Source organism: Rathayibacter sp. AY1C6, from assembly GCF_002931535.1.
GTDB lineage: Bacteria > Actinomycetota > Actinomycetes > Actinomycetales > Microbacteriaceae > Rathayibacter.
In genome coordinates, this window is the sequence record NZ_PSWC01000006.1 from 123,215 (window position 1) to 138,185 (window position 14,971).

Consider the following 14,971-nt stretch of genomic DNA (forward strand, 5'->3'; position numbering starts at 1 on the left):
CACTCCCCACCGGCCCTCGCTCGTCATACGCTGAACTCGTCCCACGAAGAACCCCGACGTCAAGGAGAGTCCCTCATGTCCACACACGCATCACTTCCGTATGCCTTCGTCGCCAAGATCGTCGCGGCCGATGGACAGCACGACGCGGTCGCCGATCTGCTCGCCGGCGCTGTCGCACTCGCCAACGAAGAAGTAGGAACGATTGTCTGGTTCGCGGTCAGGACCCACGCCGACACCTTCTGGATCTTCGATGCATTCCCCGACGAAGCCGCTCGCGACGCCCACGCCAACGGCGCCATCGTCGCAGCCCTGATGGCCAACCAGCACCTCCTCGGCGCAGCACCCGAGATCCTGGCGGCCGACGTCCTCGCGTCCAAGCTCCCGTAGTCCGCCAACGCACGAGACGATCGCGCCCCGCCGAGCCGTCGCCAGGTCGCGACGCAACGCCACGCTGCGTTGCCGAGCGGTGCGAGGCCTATCGGCACACGGACAGGATGCCGGCCGCGAGCGCTCAGCCGGCGAGGGGTCCGTCGCAGAGGAGAGCGACGTCGGTGTCGGGCAGAGCCGTGAGGCCAGCGCATCGCGCGACCACCAGAACGGTTCGCCGGAGCCGCCTGTCGGAATCGAACGGACGACCTCATCACGTCGGCTTTGCGTCTATCGCTTGATGCGCCCACTGGGCGAACGAGCCGCTGACCTGCGCAAACGCCGAGCGTGGAGGACGCCGCCATCCGGTGGTGACCGACGACGACCGACCAGTACCGACCGTTTCACCGGAGCTTGCGGCGGCGTCGAAGCCGAGCAAGCTCCATTCTTTCAGCTCACCGCGCCCTCCTCCTCGCCGGCCCCGTCGTCGGCGAAGACGTTTCAGGGGTCTTCTCAGATGACGGTGTAGGTCGGCCGGGCGCGTCGGTCCGCAGATAGACGTCGAGGTCACCCGACGACGGAGGTTCCTACGCCATCCGTCCGAAAGACCTCGACGTGTCCGACGCTACCCCGCCGGCCGGCTTCGGCCGCCCTGACCTGACCGCCTTCGCTCGACTCGACGGCCTCGGTCTGCACACCGGCGCGGACCTGCTCACCGACAAGCAGAGCGACAGGCTACGCGCGCTGTTCGTTGATGACGCTCACGTCGAGGTCGAGGCGACCTGGGGTGTCTACCAGCGCATGATCGCCGCCTATCGCCACGAGGACCGGCAACGTGGCCGCGAGCTCATGGAGAAGCTGATCACCGACCTCAGCGCCGGCGTCCCCAAGGTGCTCACCGAGCTCACCACCCTGGGCCGGACCCTGAAGAAGCGAGCCGCTGACGTGCTCGCCTACTTCGAACGACCCGGCACCAGCAACGGGCCGACCGAGGCGCTCAACGGAAGGCTCGAACACCTGCGCGGCTCCGCACTCGGGTTCCGCAACCTGACCAACTACATCGCCCGAAGCCTGCTCGAGACCGGCGGCTTCAGACCCCAACTCCTACACCCCCGATTGGGATGAGCCGCTCAGCTCCGGCGCGGCCGCCCCGTGAAGTGCTTCACCCCGTAGACCAGGAGGAGCAGGATGCCGCTCAGCTGCAGGGCGAGCGAGAAGCCGGAGGCGAATTCACCGGCCGGCCACACCAGCCTCAGCACCAGCGCGACGAACATCGCTGTGACCCCGACGACGAACAGGACTCGATTCCGCATCCGTCGAGTCGACCATCCGCACGCGCATCGGGGCCAGCCGGACGGCTCAGCTCAGGCGCTCGGTCAGGTGGACGGTGACGACGTCGCCGAGGTCCTTGCCGATCGTCTTCCGCAGTTTCGCGCTGATCGACAGCATGTGACCGCCGGCGCCGGTCGGCAGCAGGCCCGCGGTCACCGGCTCGCCGTCGACGGTGGCGACCACCTTCACGGACCTCCCTGTGCCGAGCAGCTCGACGGAGCCGGGCACCTCGACGCACGACCAGAGGTCGCCCTTCACGGTGACGCCGATCGGAGCGGTGAAGGCGAGGTCCAGGGGGCCGGCGCTCATGCGCTCTCCTCCGCGGACGCCGCGCTCTCGCCGGAGGAGCCCTGCCCGCTGTACCGGTCGAGGATCTCGTCGTACATCGCGGCGTCGAGCAGACCATCGGACAGGGCCCGGCGGACCTCCTCGAACTCCCCGGGGTCGAGGGTCGTCCAGTCGACGCCGTCGCTCGGCGATCCGGGCCGGTAGCGCCGGCGGCCGAGCTCGTCGACGGCCTGCTCCCGCGTCAGCTCCCCCGCGGCGAAGCGCTGCGCGATCCCGTACGGTATCGCGCTGGAGAAGCCGGAGCGCACGTGCGGCAGCGCGGCGGCGGCCTCGATCCCGTCGGACACCTCGTCGATCGACATGCGGACCCCTCCCGTCCGAGGGTCCACCGACCCTCCCGTCGACCCTACGACGAGACGTCGCATCCCGGTCGGGCCGGGCGACGCGCACTGCCCTCGACAGGCGGCTACCGTTCCTCCATGACCGGACACGCCGCTACGTCCCGGCACGAGTTCCGCGTCGACTCGCGCACGCTCGTCGCCCACGACTTCCCCGGCACTCGAGCCCCCAGCGCTGCAGTCGTCTGGTGCGGAGGGACACCGCACACCGGCGCACTCCTCGCTCCCCACGTCGACGCCGCTGCGGCGCGCGGCATCCGGCTCGTCTCCGTCGCCCGTCCCGGCTTCGGCGGCTCGATGCGCGCTCCCGGACGGAGCATCGCGGATGCGGCCGCCGATGTGCTCCGCGTCGCCGACCTGCTCGGGATGGAGCGCTTCGTGGTGACGGGCTACTCCGGCGGCGGCCCGCACGCGCTGGCCGTCGGGGCTCTCGGAGGTGATCGCGTCCGGGGCGTCGCGACGTTCGGCAGCCCGGCGCCCTTCAGTGACGACGGAGCGTGGTTCGACGGCATGCAGGATCCGGGCGCTCTCCGCAGCGCGCGCAACGGCCGGGCTGCGCGCGAGGAGTGGGAGGAGACGGCCCGCTTCGATTCGGAGCAGTTCACCGGTGACGACTACTCGGCCCTCGACGGCCCGCTGACGGCGCTCGGCGCAGAGGCCGGCCGCGCCTCGGAGCTCGAACAGGGCGGGAGCGTCGACGACGACCTCGCCCTCGTCATGCCCTGGGGCGTCGACCTCTCGCGCCTCACCGCGCCGGTCCTCCTCCACCACGGCGCGGCCGACAGGGTGGTCCCGGTCGCCCACGCGGAGCGGATCCGCCGCCTCCACCCGGCTGCGGAGCTCACGATCCGGCCCGGTCGAGGCCACATCGGCGTCCTGCTCGACTGGCCGGACGTCCTCGACCGCCTCCTCGCGGACGGGTTCCCCGGGGACCGCCCCGGCAGCGGAGGCTGAGCGTCTCATCGCGGCCGGCAGCGGATCCGACGCGCAAGGTGGGCCTGGAAGGGCCACGCTTCGGGAGGGCTCCCTCCGCGAGGATCACGGCATGGCCCCCCACACGGATCCCCGCCGATGACTCTGCAGGACCTCGCCGACGAGCTCGCCCAGGCTCTCGACCGCCCGGTGACGATCGAGGACGCCTCGAGCCGGGTGCTGGCCGCGACGCGCGCGCGCGAGGAGGCGCCTCACGACGGCGTGTTCCCTGTCCAGGATCCGCGGGGCCGGCTCGCGACCCTCCTCCTCCCCCGGGAGCGGCCCGCGCCGCTCACTCCGGCCGAGTACTCGCTCATCGATGCGGCCGTCGGAGCGATCCGCCGCCTCCTCGGCCCCTCGACGCGGGCGGGCGGCAGCTCCCGGCGCGCAGACGTCCTCGCGGCGCTCCTGGCGGCCGACGGCGGCACCCGGCGCGCCTCCTTCGCCGAGGCGGTGGAGCGCCGCTGGCTGCGCCGTGACGCCCAGACCGTGGTCCGCGCGGTGCGGCTGACCGGCTCGACCGGCTCCCTGCAGCGGACGGCGCTGGCGCGGCGGATCGACGCGAGCGCCGCCTCCGGCCTGACGTTCCTCGGCGACCAGGAGGGTGTGCTGTTCTTCGTGAGCGTGGAGGCGCCCGAGGCCGCCGCGGAGGCGGACGACGTCCTGCGGGCGGAGGCGCGCGGCCGCGGCACGGCCGTCGACGCGATCGGCTCGGCGCACTTCGACGTCCGCGACGACGACCTCCTGCCGACCGCCGAGCGGGCCGCTCTCGCGGCGACCATCGTCGGCTCCCTGCCCGACGGCCGTAGCCGGGCCGACATCGCCGAGCTCGGGGCCTGGGTGCTCCTCGCCTCGATCGGGGCGGACAGCTCGCAGCTCGCCATGCTCTCGCCGGCCGCGGCGACGCTGCTCGAGCGGGGCGACGAGGTGCAGCGGCGGACCGTGGAGGCCTACCTCGACGTGCGCGGCAGCGTGCGGGAGGCGTGCGGGCTCCTCCACATCCACCGCACCACGCTCTACTACCGCCTCGACAACCTGCCCGAGGCGGTCCGGGAGGCGCTCGACGACGGCCTCGCCCGCAGCACGCTGCACCTCTGCCTCAAGCTGATGAAGTTCCGCGACGGGCTCGAGCGGCGGCGGGCCTCGTGACCGTGGCCGGGGACCTCCCGCAGGTCCGCCTCTACGGGCGGCGCGAGAGCCGCGACGCGTGGGAGATCCGCGACCTCCTCTCGCGCAGCGTCGTCTCGTTCTCGTGGACGCCGATCGACACGGACGAGCAGTGCCTCGCCGTCGCCGGGCACCCGCTCGCCACCGCGTCGCTCCCCCTCGTGGTGTTCCCGGACGGCAGCCGCGCCTCCGATCCGACGCTCGCCGAGGTCGCGGCCCGGCTCGGCTGGGTCGGCTCGCCGCGGCTCGCGGAGTACGACCTGTCCATCTACGGAGCCGGTCCGGCCGGGCTCTCGGCCGCCGTGTACGCCGCCTCGGAGGGGCTGAAGGTCGTGGTCCTCGAGCGCTCGGCGATCGGCGGGCAGGCCGGCTCCAGCAGCCTGATCGAGAACTACCTCGGCTTCCCGCACGGGATCGCGGGAGCCGATCTGGCCGAGCGCGCGCGGCAGCAGGCCGTCTCGTTCGGCGCCGAGCTGCTGCGGATGCGCGAGGGGATCCGCGGGCGCTTCGCCGACGACCGGATCCACGCGCTGCTCGCCGACGGGACGACCGTCGTCGCCCGCACCAACATCTGCGCCACGGGCATCCAGTGGCGCCGGCTCGGCCTCGAGCGCGAGGACGAGCTGCTCGGCGTCGGCCTCTACTACGGCGCCGGCACGAGCGAGGCGCCGCTCTGCGAGGGCGAGGACATCGTGGTCGTCGGAGGCGGCAACTCGGCCGGGCAGGCCGTGATGAACCTCTCGGCGCACGCGCGGCACGTGACCATGCTGGTCCGCGGCCCGGATCTGGCCGACAGCCTCTCCTCCTACCTCGCGGAGCGCGTCGTCCGGCAGCCGAACGTGACGATCCTGCTCGACTCGCGCGTCACCCGCCTGCACGGCGCCGACGCCCTCGAGTCGATCGAGGTCGAGAACTCGGCGACCGGCGCGCACGGGGCGCTGGCCACCTCCCACCTCTTCGTCTGCATCGGGGGCGAGCCGGACACGACGTGGGCGGCGGAGACCGCGATCGTCCGCGACTCCGGCGGCTACCTCGTGACCGGACCTGACCTCGCCGGCGAGCACGCGGCTCGCGACTGGCCGCTCGAGCGGGCGCCGTTCTACCTCGAGACCAGCGTCCCCGGCTCCTTCGCCGCGGGGGACGTGCGCCGCAGCTCGGTCAAGCGCGTCGCCTCCGCCGTCGGCGAGGGCGCGATGGCCGTCACCTTCGCCCACCGCCACCTGCAGGAGACCTCGTGAGCCGCCGACTGCCGACGGTGCGCCACGGCGTCGGCTTCTGGATCGTCGCCGCGACCTTCCTGCTCGTGATGGCCTACTCGACGGTGCCGACTCCGCTCTACCCGCTCTACCAGCAGCTCGACGGCTTCCCGCCGTTCGTGATCACCGTCGTCTTCGCCGCCTACGCGGTCGGAGTGATCGTGAGCCTGTACCTCGCCGGTCACGTCAGCGACTGGCTCGGCCGCCGCCGAGTGCTGCTGATCGCGGTGCTCGTCTCGGCGGTCTCGGCCGTGCTCTTCTCGCTGACGACGGAGGTGCCGGGGCTGATCGTCGCCCGCTTCGTCAACGGCGTCAGCATCGGGATGCTCACCGCCACGGCGACCGCCCACCTCGGCGAGCTGCGCGCCCGCGCCCGGCCCGACGAGAACACGATGGTCGCCGCGTCGATCTCGGGCGCGGTGAACCTCGGCGGACTCTCGCTGGGCCCGCTGCTCGGAGGGGTCTTCGCCGAGTTCCTGCCCGATCCGCTCCTCCTGCCGCACCAGGTGTTCCTGGTCGCGCTGCTCGTGGCGGGCCTGGCGCTGCTCCTCGTGCCCGAGACGGTCGACGTGCCGGAGACGGCGCCCGCCTACCGGCCGCAGCGGCTCTCGGTGCCGGCGGACGCGCGCCGGGCGTTCCTGCTCGCGGCGTTCGGAGCGTTCTCGGCCTTCTCCGTCCTCGGCCTCTTCACCTCGCTCGCACCGACGTTCCTGGTGCAGACCTTCCAAGTGCGCGACCACCTGCTCGCCGGCGCGACGTCCTTCGCCGTGTTCGCCTCCGCGGCCCTCGGCCAGCTGCTGCTCGTGAAGGTGGGGACGCGCCTGCAGCTCTCGATCGCGGTGGCGGGCTGCGCGGTCGGGCTCGCGGCGGTCGCGGCCGGAGCGATCGCTCCGCAGCTGGGAGTGTTCCTCGCCGGCGCCGTCGTCTCGGGCTTCGGGGTGGGGCTGCTCTTCAAGGGCTCGATCGGCACGGCGGTCGCCCTCGCGGATCCCGCCCGCCGGGGCGAGACCCTGGCGGTGGTGTTCCTGGTCGCGTACACGGGGCTCGCGGTGCCCGCACTGGCAGCGGGAGCGGCGCTGAACCTCGTCGCCGCGACGACCGTGCTGACCGTGTTCGCTGCGCTGGTGCTGGCGGCGACCGCGACGGCCGGCGTGCTGCTGCGCGCCCGCAGCGCGGCGGCCGGGCGATGAGCGGCGGAGCGGGGCGGCGCTGCGGGGTGCGGGCCGGCGGCCGTCCGGGTGCCGGCCGCGTGCACCCCGGACGGCCGCCCGCCGCATCAGAAGTCCTCGCGCCGCTCCTGCTCGGCCTCGGCGGCCGGCTCGAGCGCGGCGAGATCCCCGAGCGCGAGTCGCAGCTGGCGCAGCAGCCACTCCTCGGTCAGCGCATCCGCGTCGAGCGCGTCCAGCCGGCGGAGGCGCTCGGCCGCCGAGCCGGTGAGGTCGGCGGGCGTCCCCGCGCTCATGCTCCGTACCCCGCTCCGCGGAGCAGGCGGCGCAGGTCGACGAGCTGCTGCTCGTCCAGGTCCTTGTGGTGCGGCCGGTGGAGCGTCTCGGTCGTCGAGCCGACCGTCACCGAGAAGGCGCCGTCGTGCTTCTCGTGGACGGTGCCGACGGCCTCGAGCAGCGTCAGCACGTCCGCCCAGAGGACGTTGTGGCTCGGCGAGTCCTCGAGCAGCCGCTCGAGGGTGTCTCGCTGGTTCGAGTGGAGGTGGCGGGTGTCGGTCATGAACGGCCCTTCGGTGTCTGCGCACGCGCCCCGGTGGCGGTGCTCGGCGTCGCGTCCGACGGTAGGCGCGCGGGTGGAGCCGGTGCGCGAGTCGGATGACTCGAAGAGCGGACGCCGCGGGGCGGCCCCGCGAGAGGTGCGGTCCCCGCGAAAGGCGCGGCCGTGAATCCGGAGCCGGGCGACCGCCTCGACGAGGAGGAGCATCCCCGCACGCCCGCGCTGTCCGAGGCCGCCGTCTCCGCCGCGTCGCTCCCGGACCGGCCGGCCGCGTTCCTCAACGCCCTGCTGACCGAGCACTTCGTGCTGGAGTCGGCGCGCGGCATCACCGTGACGGAGTCGAGCAGCCGCGCCTCGCTCTACCTGACGATGCTCTCCAGCTCGCTCGTGGCCTTCGGCTTCCTCGCCCCGACCCGGTACGCGATGGGGTTCCTCGCGGTGATCATCCCGGTCGTCGTGCTGCTGGGGGTGTTCACCTACGAGCGGCTGGTGCAGACCTCGATGGAGGACATCGCCGCGCTGACGGCCATCCAGCGCATCCGTCGCTACTACGGGACCCTGCTGCCGGGCGCGGGCGCCTACTTCGCGGTGCCGCGCGGCCGACACGCGCCGAACGAGCTGCTCGAGATCGGCCGGCGGCAGAGCTGGCGGGGCATCTTCTTCACGATGTCCTCGGCGATCGCGGTGGTCAACTCGATCGTGGCGGGCGCCGGAGTCGCGCTCGCGCTGACGCAGAGCGGCGCGGACGAGGTCCCCGCGATCGCGTGCGGGATGGCGGCCGCGGTCGTTCTCGCGGTGCTGCACGGGGTGTACCAGTTCCACCGCTACCGGCAGATGCGGCTGCGGATCGCCGAGGCGGAGGCGCTGGACGGGGTCGACAGGGGGTGACGGGGCGGGGCCCGGCCGGCGGGGTACGGAGCTGACGGGCGCCGTTCAGACGCGGCGTCGGCCGCCGGCTGGTCAGCTGGCTCCGACCTGCTCCCGCGACTGCTCCCGTGACTGATCAAGAGTTGTCGCACTCGACGCCCAGTGCGACGACTCCTGGACTCTCGTGGCGATCGCTCCTCGGCGGGCCGCCGCGACCATCCAGAAGTCGCCGTAGTCGGTCGCGAGTACGGCGACTCCTGGCTACTCGCCGGCTGTGGACAAGCGTTGGGCGTCGGCGGCTCCGACGGCCGCGACTGCTCGAGAGTTGTCGCAGTCGACGCCCAGTGCGACAACTCCTGGACTCTCGTGGCGATCGCTCCTGGGCGGGCCGCCGCGACCATCCAGAAGTCGCCGTTGTCGGTCGCGAGCACGGCGACTTCTGTCTGCACGCCGCCTGCGGACGTGCGCAGGGAGCCGGCGGCCGGCGACTGTCCAGGAGTTGTCGCAGTCGATGCCGAGTGCGACAACTCCTGGACTCTCGCGAAAGTCCTGCGCTCTCGCGGAGGCGCGGCGCTCAGCCGCGCTCGGCCCGCTCGGCGAGGAGGTACTGCCAGTCGCGCGGCACGCGGTCCTTCGGCCCCGGGGTGGTCTGGCTCGCCGGGTGGCTCTGCGGGTCGGCCAGGGCGGGGCCGTCGGCGTAGTCGTCGGTCCGGTAGTCCCAGAACCAGTCCTCGCCGGGCTCGAAGCTGCGGATGACCGCGTGGCCGGTCGAGTGGTAGTGGGCCGTCGCGTGGCGGTTCAGCGAGTCGTCGCAGCAGCCGATGTGCCCGCAGAGCGCGCAGCGGCGCAGGTGCAGCCACCACGAGCCGGACTGCTCGCACTCGACGCAGCCGGGGCCGCTCGGCGGGACGGAGGGGTCGATCATCTGCTGCGACGTCATGCGCTCAGCATGCGCCTCCCGCGGCGGCAGGCACCAGGTTGGATGACTCGATCCTGCGGCTCCGTCACGCGCTCCGGGCGTCCTCGAGGCTGAGGAGCGCGTCGCGGAGCCCGGCCCGCGAGGTCACCCCGAGCTTGGGGAAGATCCGGTACAGGTGCCCGCTGACGGTGCGGGGCGAGACGAAGAGCTGCTGGGCGATCTGCTTGTTCGAGAGCCCCGCGGCGGCCAGCGAGACCACGCGCCGCTCCTGCTCGCTGAGGTCGGCGGCGACCGGCGCCTCCCCCGCTCCGCCCGCCGCCCGCAGCTCGTGCTGGGCGCGGGCGAACCAGAGCTCGGCCCCCACCGCGGCGAATCCCGCGGCGGCCTGGCGGAACCGGGTGCGCGCCTCCAGCGGGCGCATCCGGCGGCGCAGCCACTCGCCATGGCAGAGCTGGACGCGCGCCCGCTCGAACGGCCACTCCTCGGAGGCCGGGTCGAGGGAGCGCTCGAAGAGGGCGCCCGCGCCGCCGGTCTGATCGAGGACCGCGGTCGCCGCGAGGGCGAGCATCCGCCCGCGGGGAGCGAGGGGCCGCGCGGCGAGGTCCGCCGCGGCCGCCGCCAGCTCGGCGCAGTGCTCGGGCAGGCGGAGGCGCGAGGCGGCCTCGGCTGCGTCGAGGAGCTCCAGCGGATCGCCGCCGGCGCGGGAGGAGGAGCGGGCGTGCGCCTCCTCGAAACGGCCGCCGCCGAGGTCGAGCGAGCACAGGGCGTGATCGGCGGCGCGCGCGACCGACGCCGCTCCGTGCCGCAGCGCCCAGGCCGTCGCGCGCTCGGCGCACTCGAGGGTGCGTGCGCGGTCGCCCTGCACGGCGTGGACCCGGGCTCGAGTCGCGTCGATCAGCGCGCGCACGGCGGGCAGGTCGTCGGCGCGGGCGGCGGCGCGGTCGAGGTCGGCCGAGGCGTCGTCGAGGCGACCGCCGTCGAGTGCGGTGGTGCCGCGGCGGAGGAAGGCGAGGGCGCCGCGTAGGCCGTCCGCCTCCTCCCCGCCGTCGAGGAGCCCGGCGAGGCGGTCGCGGCGCTCGTCCGAGACCTCGAGCAGCGACCAGGCGAGATGCAGCGCGACCGTCTTCCACGGGTCGCCCGTGACCGCGGAGTCCTCGGCGAGCCGCAGGCGGCGCTCCCACTCCTCGTCCGGGACCGGCCGCACGCAGGCCTCCACGAGGCGCAGGACGGGATCGAGGGGGTGCTCCTCGCCGACGGCGAGCGCCTCCTGCCACCACGCGGGATCGCCGCGGAGCATGCAGGCGAGGTGGAGGACGGTCGCCAGCAGGTCGGCGGCGGCGTCGTGAGGGGCGACGCGGTCGGCGGAGAAGCTGCTGGCGTCGTCGCGGGAGGCGTCGGTCGCGGCGGGAGCGACACCGCCGACAGGAGAGGCACCACCGACAGGAGAGACACCACCGACAGACGAGGCACCACCGACTCCCGCGCCCCCGCGCCCCACCCGAGCGCCGAGCCCCCGGAGGGCCGCGCGGCGGACCCCGCCCACGTCCCCCGTGCGGAGCAGCGCATCGGCCAGCCGCGCCGCCTCGACGCCGGTCCCGGGAACCCCGCCGTCCTCCCGCGAGCGCTCGACCACCCGATCGAGGGCCGCCGCGTCGCCGGTGAAGGCTGCGACGGCAGCCGCGCGCGTCTCGAGCTCCTCCCGCAGAGCACCACCGCGCGCACTCGAGCGCGCCTCGGCGAGGAGGAGCAGCGCCTCCTGCGGCCGACCCGCGCGGAGTCGCTCCTCCGCCGCGTCCCTCAGCAGCCGCGCCCGCTCCTCCGGCCCGGCCGCGTCGTCCGCCGCGAGCAGCAGGCGGAGGTGCAGGGCCGACTCCGGGCGCTCGGCGAGCCGCCTCCGTGCCGCCCGCAGCGCTCGGGGCGACGCCGTCGAGAGCACCACCGCGCGGACCACCGGGTCGCGGAACGCACGGCCGCCCGCCGTCAGGATCCCCGCCTGCACCAGGGCGCGGTCCCCGTCTCCGGGGGCCGACCCGATGCTCTCCGGGAACTCGGCGCCCGCCACCGCGGCGACCAGGAGCGCCTCCCGGCACTCCTCCGACAGCGGAGCCAGCAGGTCGAGCACCCGGGTCTCGGCCTGCTCGAGCCGCGGGTAGACCGGGAAGGGCGAGGGAGCGTCCTCGTCGGCCCAGGCCCGCCCGAGGACGTCGAGGAGCAGCGGATTCCCCTCCGCGACCCGCAGCAGGCGCGCCTCGACGGCGAGCGGCCGCCGGCCGCCGTGGGCGCGCAGGAAGCCGCAGGCCGCCTCCGCGTCGAGGGGCTCCGTGCGACGGTGCCGGAGGCCCTCCCAGCCGTCGAGGACGCGACGGTCGCCGGTGGCGAGGAGGCAGGCGGCACCGACCTCGTCGACCAGCCGGGTCACCAGGGCCTGGAGGGTCTCGCGGGCGGCGACGTCGAACCGCTCCCAGTCGTCGACGACGATCAGGAAGCCGGGGTCGCAGGGCGAGGCGGAGGAGTCGCGCACCCGCTGCAGACGGCCGATCAGCGTGGCGAACAGCGCGAGCGAGGACGCGCCGATCACGGCGTCGCCCCGGTCCGGCCGCACCTCCACGACTTCGCAGCCGGCGGCGCGAGCGGTGGCCGCGGCGGAGCGCAGCATGTGCGTCCGGCCCGAGCCGATCCCGCCCTCGACCACCAGGAGCCGCTCCCGCGCGGGCGACGCCGAGCTCAGCATCCGGACCACCACGTCCTCGGGGGCGCTCGGGTGCGCGGGCGGCGAGGAGAGTGCACTGATCGTCATCGCGACTCCTGAGGGACGGGTTCCGAGGACCCCATGCTGACCGCCGGGCGCGGGCGCGCTCTCCTCCCTCTGTCGGAACCCTCCGGAGCGCTCCCTCTGTCGAACCCTCCCTAGCGCCCGTCTCCCGGTCGGCGCCGGGCAGGAGGCGCAGCAGGGCAGTGGGCCCCGCGAGCGCCCGACGGTACTCTGTGTCCCACCGGACGACCGGTACGGCCCCACCCCCGCACGACCGCCGCTCGACCCGGCGGGTGATCCGATGGAGTCGCACGATGAGCTCTCGCAGCCCCCTCGCGGAGTTCCTCCGCGCTCGCCGGGCGGCGCTGCGGCCGGAGCAGGTCGGCGTGCCGACCGCGGGCACCCGGCGGCGGGTGCCGGGCCTGCGCCGCGAGGAGGTCGCCGACCGCGCCCGGATCAGCCGCGACTACTACCTCCGCGTCGAGCAGGGGCACGCGGTCGCCCCGTCCGACCAGGTGCTGAACGCCCTGGCCGAGGCGCTCGCCTTCGACGAGTTCGAGCGCGCCTACCTCTTCCGGCTGGCCCGGCTGCGCCCCGGCCCCCGCGATCCCGACTCCCCTCCGCCGGGCCAGGGCGTGGAGTCGCTGCTCGCCCACTGGCCGAGGACCCCGGCGTACGAGTTCGACCGCAACCTCGACGTCCTCGGCGCGAACGACCTGATGAGCCGTCTCGCCCCCGACAAGGGCGTGCCCGGCGCCAACATGCTGCTCTCCACGTCCCGCGGCTACGCGCGCGCCGTGGCGGACGGCGACCCGCCGGACCAGCTGCAGGCGTGGGGCCAGGTCTTCCGCGAGCTGATCGCCGCGCTGCGGTTCTACAGCGACCCCGACGATCCGCGGCTGCACGAGATCGTCGGCGAGTGCTCGGTCGAGAATCCGCTGTTCCGGTCGATCTGGGCCGAGTACCAGGTCCGCCCCTTCACCCACCGGTGGATCCGCGTCCACGTCGAGCCGTTCGGCTGGCTCGACCTCGAGATGCAGACCCTGGAGGTCGCCGGCGCTCCGGGCCGGTACGTCGTGACCTACCTCGCGGCAGCGGGGACTCCGGCAGCCGCGGCCGTCGACGTCCTCGCCTCGCTGCGGCCCGCTCCGGAGGCGGGCACCGCGCTGGCCGCCCCGGCCGGCGCCTGATCAGCGGCGGTGAGCCGGGCGAGATCCTCGCGACCCGCCGCGTCACCCGCCTCGAACAGGAGCAGGAGGCGCGCGCCGTCCCGGACCAGCCGGTAGTCCATCGGAACGGAGCCGACCGCGGTGTCGAGGAACACGACCGACCCGCGTGCGTCGGCCTCCGCCCCGGCCGCCCACGAGTCCGCGAACCGGGGGCTCCTCGCCGAGAGCTCCCCGACGACCGTCAGGAACTCCCGGTCCCCCCGGTGCCGCTCGAGCGAGTCGCGGAGCATCGCCGCGACCTGGTCGGCGGCGGACCCCCAGCAGGGCAGGTCCTCGACCTCGGACGAGTCCAGGAAGGTGAAGCGGGCGATGCTCACTCCCGGGGCGAAGACGGGCGAGAGCGCCCGCGCGAGCGGAGTCGCGGCCAACACGCGCAGGTGCCGATCCAGCAGCACCGCCGCCCTCCCCGCCCACGGCAGGAGCGCCGCCTCGTGATCCTCCGCCATGTCCCCGTCCCCTCCGCGCGTCCCTCCCTCAGCGCAGCGGAGTGATCCCCTGCGTCCCGAGCGGGAAGGTCGCCAGCACCTCCTCCGGGATGTTCAGGTGCTGCGCGACCAGCGACGGCGGCAGGTGGCTCAGCCACTGGGCGAGCGACACCTCCTCGTAGCGGGAGCTCTTGAAGGTCTCGATGTAGACCAGCGTGTCGTCGCCGGTGTTCTCCACGTAATGGCCGAAGTTGCGGCGCACGACGCCCACGTCTCCGGCGTGGAAGTCGGTCGTGTTGGCGTGCGGGCCGGTGTTGAAGACGGTCATCCGAGCGGATCCGCGGAGGTAGTACTGCCACTCGTCGGCGTTGGGGTGCCAGTGCAGCTCGCGCATCGAGCCGGGCTCGACGGTCGTCAGCGCGGCCGAGACCGTGCGCGAGGCCGGGAAGTTCGTGCTGTCGGCGATCTGGATCCGGCCGCCGCTGTTCTGGTACGCGGGCTCCGAGCGGGAGAGCCGGAAGATCACCGCCTCGTCACCGTCCTGCACCCCGGCCGCCGCCCGGTCGGCCTGGAGGTCGCCGGGCACGTCGCCCGGGAAGATCCAGAGGTCGTGCAGCGGGATGTCGCGGAAGACCTCCTGCGCGACGCCGAAGTTCTTCGCCAGCACGTCCGGCGGCGTGTGCGCGAACCAGTCGGTGAGCAGGAGCGTGTTGCTCTCGGACTGCTCGCCGTCGTCGAACGCGAGCACGAACTCCGCCCCATCCGGGCCGAGGCCCTGCAGGGAGTGCGGCAGGCCGGGCGGGAAGTACCAGAGGTCCCCCTCCTGCACGTCGTCGACGCTGGGCCGGCCGGTGCGGCTGAGCGTGGTGATGCGGCAGTTCCCCTTGGTCATCAGCGCCCACTCGGCGCTCTGGTGCCAGTGCAGCTCGCGGATCCCGCCGGCCTCGAGGTACATGTTCACGCCGGCGATCTCGTTCGAGATCGCGAAATCGGCCTGCGTGAGCTCGCGCGCCCAGCCGCCCCGCTGCACCCGCCGCGGCGAGATGTTGAAGGAGGACCAGAAGAACGGCTGCGTGCTGATGTCCGTCGCGGGCGCGGCGATCTGGTTCGGGAACAGTCCCTCCAGGACGCGGTTCTGCGGGCCGGTCATCGTGTTCGCCGAGGGATCGCCCTCGGTGTTCACGATCCCCTCCTGGGGGAGGTCCGGGTCTCCGAAACCGGGGGTCTCGTGGTGCGGAGCGGTGCTGTCGTCGGGTTCCACGGCGTTCTCCCTGCTGA

General features: G+C 73.9%; 16 protein-coding genes and 1 pseudogene. 8 read left to right on the forward strand and 9 right to left on the reverse strand.

Annotation, left to right across the window (positions count from 1 at the left end; translation table 11 throughout):
• Nucleotides 1–75 precede the first annotated feature (75 nt).
• Together C5D36_RS05940 and C5D36_RS05945 are read left to right on the forward strand one after the other, a co-directional pair.
• Nucleotides 76–387 (forward strand): putative quinol monooxygenase, encoded by a 312-nt coding sequence (locus C5D36_RS05940; RefSeq protein ID WP_104295409.1) that lies wholly within the window; start codon nt 76–78, stop codon nt 385–387.
• Between the two features lie 669 nt (nt 388–1,056).
• Nucleotides 1,057–1,491, forward strand: a pseudogene (locus C5D36_RS05945) (transposase); the annotation flags it as partial.
• Between the two features lie 5 nt (nt 1,492–1,496).
• Here C5D36_RS05945 and C5D36_RS05950 read toward each other — a convergent pair.
• From C5D36_RS05950 to C5D36_RS05960, 3 genes are read right to left on the reverse strand one after another with little or no spacing between them, the layout of a single operon-like run.
• The gene (locus tag C5D36_RS05950) at nt 1,497–1,679 is read right to left on the reverse strand and encodes a hypothetical protein (protein ID WP_104224784.1); all 183 of its coding nucleotides are present in this window, start codon (nt 1,677–1,679) and stop codon (nt 1,497–1,499) included.
• A 46-nt stretch (nt 1,680–1,725) separates the two neighbouring features.
• Nucleotides 1,726–2,007: a DUF1905 domain-containing protein gene (locus C5D36_RS05955; RefSeq protein WP_104292322.1), complete on the reverse strand. Its 282-nt coding sequence runs from the start codon at nt 2,005–2,007 to the stop codon at nt 1,726–1,728.
• Nucleotides 2,004–2,348 (reverse strand): hypothetical protein, encoded by a 345-nt coding sequence (locus C5D36_RS05960; RefSeq protein WP_104295410.1) that lies wholly within the window; start codon nt 2,346–2,348, stop codon nt 2,004–2,006. The genes C5D36_RS05955 and C5D36_RS05960 overlap by 4 nt, the downstream gene beginning before the upstream one ends.
• Before the next feature lie 117 nt (nt 2,349–2,465).
• Here C5D36_RS05960 and C5D36_RS05965 point away from each other — a divergent pair, with 117 nt between their 5' ends.
• From C5D36_RS05965 to C5D36_RS05980, 4 genes are all read left to right on the forward strand, one after another.
• Nucleotides 2,466–3,338: an alpha/beta fold hydrolase gene (locus C5D36_RS05965; RefSeq protein WP_104295411.1), complete on the forward strand. Its 873-nt coding sequence runs from the start codon at nt 2,466–2,468 to the stop codon at nt 3,336–3,338.
• Nucleotides 3,339–3,455: 117 nt separating this feature from the next.
• On the forward strand, nt 3,456–4,505 hold the full coding sequence (locus C5D36_RS05970) for a helix-turn-helix domain-containing protein (RefSeq protein ID WP_104295412.1): 1,050 nt from the start codon (nt 3,456–3,458) through the stop codon (nt 4,503–4,505).
• A complete protein-coding gene (locus tag C5D36_RS05975) occupies nt 4,502–5,761 on the forward strand; it encodes an NAD(P)/FAD-dependent oxidoreductase (protein ID WP_181072788.1) in 1,260 nt (419 codons plus the stop codon). Before C5D36_RS05970 ends, C5D36_RS05975 begins: the two co-directional genes overlap by 4 nt.
• Nucleotides 5,758–6,969, forward strand: a complete 1,212-nt coding sequence (locus C5D36_RS05980; protein WP_258062875.1) for an MFS transporter — start codon at nt 5,758–5,760, stop codon at nt 6,967–6,969. Before C5D36_RS05975 ends, C5D36_RS05980 begins: the two co-directional genes overlap by 4 nt.
• 86 nt (nt 6,970–7,055) lie before the next feature.
• On the opposite strand, the gene C5D36_RS05985 is transcribed toward C5D36_RS05980, so the two are convergent.
• On the reverse strand, nt 7,056–7,241 hold the full coding sequence (locus C5D36_RS05985) for a hypothetical protein (protein ID WP_104295413.1): 186 nt from the start codon (nt 7,239–7,241) through the stop codon (nt 7,056–7,058).
• Complete coding sequence (locus C5D36_RS16580) at nt 7,238–7,504, reverse strand: hypothetical protein (protein WP_146083717.1); 267 nt, start codon at nt 7,502–7,504, stop codon at nt 7,238–7,240. The genes C5D36_RS05985 and C5D36_RS16580 overlap by 4 nt, the downstream gene beginning before the upstream one ends.
• A gap of 162 nt (nt 7,505–7,666) precedes the next feature.
• Between C5D36_RS16580 and C5D36_RS05995 the strand changes: the two genes are divergently transcribed.
• Complete coding sequence (locus C5D36_RS05995) at nt 7,667–8,389, forward strand: hypothetical protein (RefSeq protein ID WP_104295415.1); 723 nt, start codon at nt 7,667–7,669, stop codon at nt 8,387–8,389.
• A gap of 553 nt (nt 8,390–8,942) precedes the next feature.
• Here the strand turns inward: C5D36_RS05995 and C5D36_RS06000 are convergent.
• A complete protein-coding gene (locus tag C5D36_RS06000) occupies nt 8,943–9,308 on the reverse strand; it encodes a UBP-type zinc finger domain-containing protein (protein ID WP_104227372.1) in 366 nt (121 codons plus the stop codon).
• 64 nt (nt 9,309–9,372) lie between these two features.
• The gene (locus C5D36_RS06005; RefSeq protein WP_104295416.1) at nt 9,373–12,084 is read right to left on the reverse strand and encodes a LuxR C-terminal-related transcriptional regulator; all 2,712 of its coding nucleotides are present in this window, start codon (nt 12,082–12,084) and stop codon (nt 9,373–9,375) included.
• 269 nt (nt 12,085–12,353) lie between these two features.
• On the opposite strand from C5D36_RS06005, the gene C5D36_RS06010 reads away from it, so the two are divergent.
• Nucleotides 12,354–13,229 carry a helix-turn-helix transcriptional regulator gene (locus C5D36_RS06010; RefSeq protein WP_104295417.1) on the forward strand — a complete coding sequence of 292 codons (876 nt, stop codon included), beginning with the start codon at nt 12,354–12,356 and terminating at the stop codon, nt 13,227–13,229.
• Here the strand turns inward: C5D36_RS06010 and C5D36_RS16585 are convergent.
• Nucleotides 13,121–13,714: a hypothetical protein gene (locus C5D36_RS16585; RefSeq protein ID WP_146083718.1), complete on the reverse strand. Its 594-nt coding sequence runs from the start codon at nt 13,712–13,714 to the stop codon at nt 13,121–13,123. The two genes, C5D36_RS06010 and C5D36_RS16585, sit on opposite strands and share 109 nt — an antisense overlap.
• Nucleotides 13,715–13,742: 28 nt before the next feature.
• Nucleotides 13,743–14,954, reverse strand: coding sequence for a cupin domain-containing protein (locus C5D36_RS06020; protein WP_258062876.1), 1,212 nt, complete (start codon nt 14,952–14,954; stop codon nt 13,743–13,745).
• Nucleotides 14,955–14,971: the final 17 nt, after the last annotated feature.

Excerpts from the sequence above, each read along its gene's own strand:
- C5D36_RS05940 (WP_104295409.1), top strand. The coding sequence starts at position 76 with ATGTCCACACACGCATCACTTCCGTATGCCTTCGTCGCCAAGATCGTC.
- C5D36_RS05950 (WP_104224784.1), bottom strand. The coding sequence starts at position 1,679 with ATGCGGAATCGAGTCCTGTTCGTCGTCGGGGTCACAGCGATGTTCGTC.
- C5D36_RS05955 (WP_104292322.1), bottom strand. The coding sequence starts at position 2,007 with ATGAGCGCCGGCCCCCTGGACCTCGCCTTCACCGCTCCGATCGGCGTC.
- C5D36_RS05960 (WP_104295410.1), bottom strand. The coding sequence starts at position 2,348 with ATGTCGATCGACGAGGTGTCCGACGGGATCGAGGCCGCCGCCGCGCTG.
- C5D36_RS05965 (WP_104295411.1), top strand. The coding sequence starts at position 2,466 with ATGACCGGACACGCCGCTACGTCCCGGCACGAGTTCCGCGTCGACTCG.
- C5D36_RS05970 (WP_104295412.1), top strand. The coding sequence starts at position 3,456 with ATGACTCTGCAGGACCTCGCCGACGAGCTCGCCCAGGCTCTCGACCGC.
- C5D36_RS05985 (WP_104295413.1), bottom strand. The coding sequence starts at position 7,241 with ATGAGCGCGGGGACGCCCGCCGACCTCACCGGCTCGGCGGCCGAGCGC.
- C5D36_RS16580 (WP_146083717.1), bottom strand. The coding sequence starts at position 7,504 with ATGACCGACACCCGCCACCTCCACTCGAACCAGCGAGACACCCTCGAG.
- C5D36_RS06000 (WP_104227372.1), bottom strand. The coding sequence starts at position 9,308 with ATGACGTCGCAGCAGATGATCGACCCCTCCGTCCCGCCGAGCGGCCCC.
- C5D36_RS06005 (WP_104295416.1), bottom strand. The coding sequence starts at position 12,084 with ATGACGATCAGTGCACTCTCCTCGCCGCCCGCGCACCCGAGCGCCCCC.
- C5D36_RS06010 (WP_104295417.1), top strand. The coding sequence starts at position 12,354 with ATGAGCTCTCGCAGCCCCCTCGCGGAGTTCCTCCGCGCTCGCCGGGCG.
- C5D36_RS16585 (WP_146083718.1), bottom strand. The coding sequence starts at position 13,714 with ATGGCGGAGGATCACGAGGCGGCGCTCCTGCCGTGGGCGGGGAGGGCG.